This is a genomic window from Pradoshia sp. (genome assembly GCF_051873915.1).
Lineage (GTDB): Bacteria > Bacillota > Bacilli > Bacillales > Pradoshiaceae > Pradoshia.
This window is the reverse complement of sequence record NZ_JBJEFJ010000187.1, coordinates 1-5,353: the sequence shown is the minus strand read 5'-3', so window position 1 is coordinate 5,353 and position 5,353 is coordinate 1. Positions and strand designations below refer to the sequence as shown.

At 49.3% G+C, this 5,353-nt stretch carries 5 protein-coding genes; 2 read left to right on the top strand and 3 right to left on the bottom strand.

The genetic code is table 11. The features are described 5' to 3' along the window. The 3 genes from araA to araB all read right to left on the bottom strand — a co-directional run. The coding region (gene araA, locus ACI35L_RS16350; RefSeq protein WP_439803329.1) for an L-arabinose isomerase at positions 1 to 1,418 on the bottom strand (1,418 nt) is incomplete at its 3' end. Between the two features lie 27 nt (positions 1,419 to 1,445). Beyond that, positions 1,446 to 2,153, bottom strand: coding sequence for an L-ribulose-5-phosphate 4-epimerase (gene araD, locus ACI35L_RS16345; protein ID WP_439803328.1), 708 nt, complete (start codon positions 2,151 to 2,153; stop codon positions 1,446 to 1,448). 29 nt (positions 2,154 to 2,182) lie between these two features. After that, positions 2,183 to 3,868 (bottom strand): ribulokinase, encoded by a 1,686-nt coding sequence (gene araB / locus ACI35L_RS16340; RefSeq protein WP_439803327.1) that lies wholly within the window; start codon positions 3,866 to 3,868, stop codon positions 2,183 to 2,185. A gap of 262 nt (positions 3,869 to 4,130) precedes the next feature. On the opposite strand from araB, the gene ACI35L_RS16335 reads away from it, so the two are divergent. Both ACI35L_RS16335 and ACI35L_RS16330 read left to right on the top strand, forming a co-directional pair. Continuing rightward, entirely contained in the window at positions 4,131 to 4,817 is a 687-nt protein-coding gene (locus ACI35L_RS16335; RefSeq protein WP_439803326.1) for a CoA transferase subunit A, read from the top strand. Beyond that, positions 4,814 to 5,353, top strand: a 540-nt coding sequence (locus ACI35L_RS16330; RefSeq protein WP_439803325.1) for a 3-oxoacid CoA-transferase subunit B, incomplete at its 3' end; no start/stop codon positions are given. The genes ACI35L_RS16335 and ACI35L_RS16330, both read left to right, overlap by 4 nt.

Here is a 5,353-nt window from a genome sequence, read left to right as displayed (position 1 = left end):
ATGACGACACATTCTATTCCCATTAACTCCGCAAAGTCACGCAGCTGTTCAGTCGTGACTTTATAGGAAAATAGTGTGTGATGGGCCCCTCCGGCAAGGATCCAGTTTTCTGCCCCTTCATTTAAGGAAGGCTGCGGGCGCCAGAGGACACGGGCGACTGGCAGGTTCGGCATGTCAATCTCAGGCTCGATTGCATCCACTTCGTTGACGATGAGGCGGAAGCGATGACCAAGGTCCACGATGGAGGCATTCAAGGCTGATCCGCTCTTCCCGTTGAAGATCATCCTGGCTGGGTCTTCTTTGCCGCCAATCCCAAGCGGATGTACAGCAATCGTCGGCTTGGTCGCCGCAATGGTCGGACACACTTCAAGCATATGTGCCCCAAGGACCATCTCATTGCCTGGCTCGAAATGATACGTATAATCCTCCATGAAGGATGTATCCTCCCCATCAGCAATGATCTTGCCAAGACGAACGAGCGCTGCTGTTTTCCAATCCCCTTCACCAGCAAATCCGTAGCCCTGCTCCATCAATCTTTGTACAGCAAGCCCGGGCAGCTGTTTCATGCCATGCAGGTCTTCAAATGTTGTCGTGAAGGCCGTATAGCCTCCTTTTTCAAGGAAGGATTTCAATCCAAGCTCAATCTTTGCCTGATATCGAATGGAATCTCTGATGAACCCTTCGCTTTGTCCTTCTGGAACGATGCTGTATGTTTCCTCATATTCCTTCATAACGTCATCCAGCTGCTCCTCGGTCACTTGATTCATGCTGTCAACCAAGTCTCCGATTCCATAGCCGTCAACTGTCCAGCCAAGCTTGATTTGCGCCTCAATCTTGTCTCCCTCTGTCACGGCCACATTACGCATATTGTCGCCGAAGCGAGCCACCTTCAATTGCTTGCTCTCTGAGAAGGCAACAGCTGTTCTCATCCAGCTGCCAATCTTTGTTTTCACTTCTTCACTATCCCAATGACCGACAACGACCTTGCGCTTGATTTGCAGGCGGCTGCCCATGAAGCCGAATTCACGGTCGCCATGTGCGGACTGATTGGTGTTCATGAAGTCCATATCAATCCCGTTCCATGGGATATCCCGATTAAACTGTGTGTGAAGATGGAGAAGCGGCTTTTGCAGCGAAGCAAGACCCGCAATCCACATTTTTGCCGGGCTGAAGGTGTGCATCCAGGTCACAATTCCAGCACAATTCTCATCTGCATTCGCCTCAAGCGCCAATCGTCTGATCGAATCGGCCTCCTTCACGACATCCTTGAAGACTAGGCGGTAGGATAAAGCAGAATCCTCATCGAGCGATTCAACGATTTTCTTTGTGTTCGCTTCTACCTCTTTTAATGTCTCTTCTCCGTACAAGTTTTGACTGCCGGTCACAAACCAAAATTCATAAGGCTTCACTGTTAACATAGTCTCATTCCCCCATCAATGTCATTATTAGTTCCTTGCTGCCTTCTGCCCGTAATAGGCGTTCTTTCCATGCTTGCGCAAGTAATGCTTATCCAGTAAATACTGATCGATTGGCTGTGCATTCGGGTTTAATTGATAGGTCTGCAGGGCCATCTTCGCCACTTCCTCGAGCACGACCGCATTATGAACGGCCTGCATCGCATCCTTCCCCCATGCAAATGGTGCATGTCCTGAAACGAGTACACCTGGCATGGCGACAGGATCAAGCCCTTTGTTTCGGAACGTCTCGATGATGACGTTTCCTGTCTCAAGCTCATAGCCGCTCGTGATTTCCTGCTCAGTCAATATGCGGGTGCAAGGAATCTCCCCATAATAATAATCCGCATGGGTTGTCCCAAGAGGCGGAATCGGGCGTGCTGCCTGAGCCCAACTTGTCGCCCATGGCGAATGGGTATGTACGATGCCGCCAATTTCACTGAAAGCTTTGTAGAGCGCCAAATGTGTCGCTGTATCAGATGACGGCCGCAGGCTCCCTTCTATCACTTCTCCATCCAAATCGACGACAACCAGGTCATCTGCCTTCAGCTCCTCATATGGCACCCCGCTCGGCTTGATGACGACCAATCCTTCCTCCCGGTCAATCCCGCTCACATTTCCCCATGTAAATGTCACCATCTTGTACTCAGGCAATAAGAGATTCGCCTTAAGTACTTGCTCCTTCAATGATTCTAGCATGAACAGCTCTCCCTTCCCCTCTGATTCTCTTAAACGGCTGCAATCGGTTTTCGGCTCGCCTTTTTAATGGCTTTTAATTGCTTCATGACGTTATTTTCCCCGCGGCCAAAATAATCATAGAGGCGCGTGTACTCCGCAAATAGCTGCTTGTATACAGTTGCATTCTCCTTATTTGGACGATAGACAACATCCTTTAACCGGGCCATTTCCTTAGCTGCCTCTTTAATGTCATCATATCCGCCGCGCTCCTTGCCGGCTGCAACCGCTCCAAACATGGCAGAACCTAGCGCCGGCGTTTGTGAGGAGGCGGAGATGCGAATCTCCATATCCAGTACATCTGCATAGATTTGCATCATCAGAGCATTCTTCTCAGCAATGCCTCCGCATGCATATACCTCATGAATAGGAACCCCGCTGTTTCGGAACGCTTCAACGATGGTTCTTGTTCCATAAGCCGTTGCCTCAATCAACGCACGATAGATTTCCTCTGGCTTCGTCTGCAAGGTCGCACCAAGCAGGACACCAGTCAAATCCACGTCCACCAACGTTGAACGATTTCCGTTCCACCAGTCAAGCGCTAATAAACCGCTTTCACCAACTGCCAGCTTGCCGGCTTTTTCTGTTAAATATTGATGAATGTTCATGCCAAGTTTTTCTGCTTCCTCCTGGCAGGCCTTCGGTACGCAATTTTCCGTGAACCATTCGAAGTGGTCGCCCACGCAGGATTGCCCGGCCTCATAGCCCATGAATCCTGCAATGACACCGTCCTCCACGACTCCGCACATGCCCGGAACCATTTTTTCCTCCTCCCCAAGGAGGATATGGCATGTGGACGTTCCCATGATCATGAGGAGCTTGCCTGGCTCTGTGATTCCAACAGCAGGCGCGGCAACATGGGCATCCACATTAGCAATGGCAACGGCTGTGCCCGGCTTCAACCCTGTCAGCTCGGCCGCCCAGTCTGTCAGCTCCCCGGCCTTCTCGCCAATCGAATAAATATCCCGAGACAATTTCTCCTCCACCACATTCTCCAATCGCTCATCAAGCGCCTTGAAGAAATCCTTTGCCGGATAGCCGTCTTGCTTATGCCAAATGGCCTTGTATCCAGCTGTACAGCTGTTTCGCTTTAATGCGCCTGTCAGCTGAGAGACAACCCAGTCTGCCGCTTCCACGAATTGGTCCATTTCTTCATATACATCCGGTGCCTCATTGGCAATCTGCCATAGCTTAGGGAACAGCCATTCTGAGGAGATCTTACCGCCATAACGCTGCAGGAAGGCATCCCCGCGTTCATCCGCGATTTTATTCAAGCGGTTCGCTTCCTCCTGTGCTGCATGATGCTTCCATAGCTTGACGTAGGCATGCGGGTTGTTTTTATATTTATCCGCAAAGCATAGAGGGTTTCTGTTCTCATCAATCGGTAATACCGTACATGCGGTAAAATCAATCCCAATCCCAATGACATCCTCAGCTGAAATGCCGGCTTGGTTCAGCACAGCTGGAATCGTGCTTCCCAATACCTCTAAATAGTCTGCTGGATGCTGTAAGGCCCAATCATGTTCCAGGCGCGTCACGCCATCCGGCAAAAATTCATCCATTACACTGTGTGAATACGCTTTCACAGAAGTCGCCACTTCGCGACCTGTTCCGATTTCCACCAACACCGCTCTTCCTGACTGAGTACCGTAATCTACCCCAATTGCATATTTAGCCATCTGTTCTCCAGCTCCCCTTCAATTAAAAATTATCCGTACAAGCAAACCTGTTAACTCTCGTATTCTACGATTGAACAAACAAATATATACCAAGTTATCCGTATAACCACATCTAAATTTTAGCATTAATGAACAATTTTTCAAGATAAATATGTATTTTCTTATAATTTTTATGAAATCCACGTCATAACTTATACATACAAGTTTGTTATTGCTTATTTTCAATCGGCCTGCATATAGATTAAGAGAAAGGAGTTATGCTATGTCTAAATTAAAATCGAATGCCAAAGAAGCCCTCCACCCCTTACAATCCGGGCATACAATCCTTGTCGGAGGCTTCGGGCTAATTGGCGCACCACTGACCTTGATTGATGAACTGACCAAAACAGACGTTAACAGCCTGACCGTCATCAGTAATAATCTCGGCGAATCTGGCAGAGGATTGGGGATTGTTCTTAATCAAAACAAAATCACAAAAGCCATCGGCTCTTATTTCACTAGTAATCGCGATGTCGGTGATAAATACCTCAAAGGCCAACTAGAGATCGAGCTCCTCCCACAGGGCACCTTATCTGAATCGATCCGAGCAGGCGGTGCAGGGCTGGGTGGTTATTTCACTCCAACGGCGGTTGGCACGAAGCTCGCTGAAGGCAAGGAAGAACGCATCATTGACGGCAAGTCTTATATTTTCGAAAAAGCACTGCGCGGTGACATTGCCTTTATCCGAGCCCATAAGGCTGACACACTCGGAAACCTGACCTATTACAAAACCGCCCGTAATTTCAATCCTATCATGGCGACTGCCGCCAAATACGTCATAGCAGAGGTGGATGAAATCGTCCCTGCCGGACAATTGGACCCCGAATCCATCATTACCCCTCACCTCTATATTGATGCCATCATAGAAGCACGCTATATTCTGACGAAGGAAGGAGTCGTTATCCGATGAGCCAGCCGAATCAATCCTCCCGCCTTATTGCTAAACGGGCAGCCAAAGCCCTGGCAGGAAGCAGAATTGTAAACCTTGGGATCGGTATCCCCACCCTTGTGGCTGAATACATAGGTGAAGATACTGCTGTTTGTCTACATACAGAGAACGGCTTATTAGGGGTCACGAAAGCAGCGGCGGAGGAAGTGGATCCAAATTTAGTCAATGCCGGGAAACTCCCCGTCGGACAAGGAATTGGGTCAAGCTTCTTTCATAGTGCCGATTCTTTTGGAATGATTCGAGGCGGCCATGTCGATGCTGCTGTATTAGGCGCCTTGCAGGTCGACCAAAGTGGACGAATTGCCAACTGGGCTGTTCCGGGTCAAAGCATATTGGGTGTCGGCGGTGCCATGGATTTGCTGGCGGGGGCTAAGTCCGTCATTGTCACGATGACTCATACAGCAAAGAACGGGGCCAGTAAAATCGTCAAGGCGTGCAGCTATCCCCTCAGCGGGCGGCGAAGTGTGGATTTAATTGTGACAGATTTAGCGGTGTTC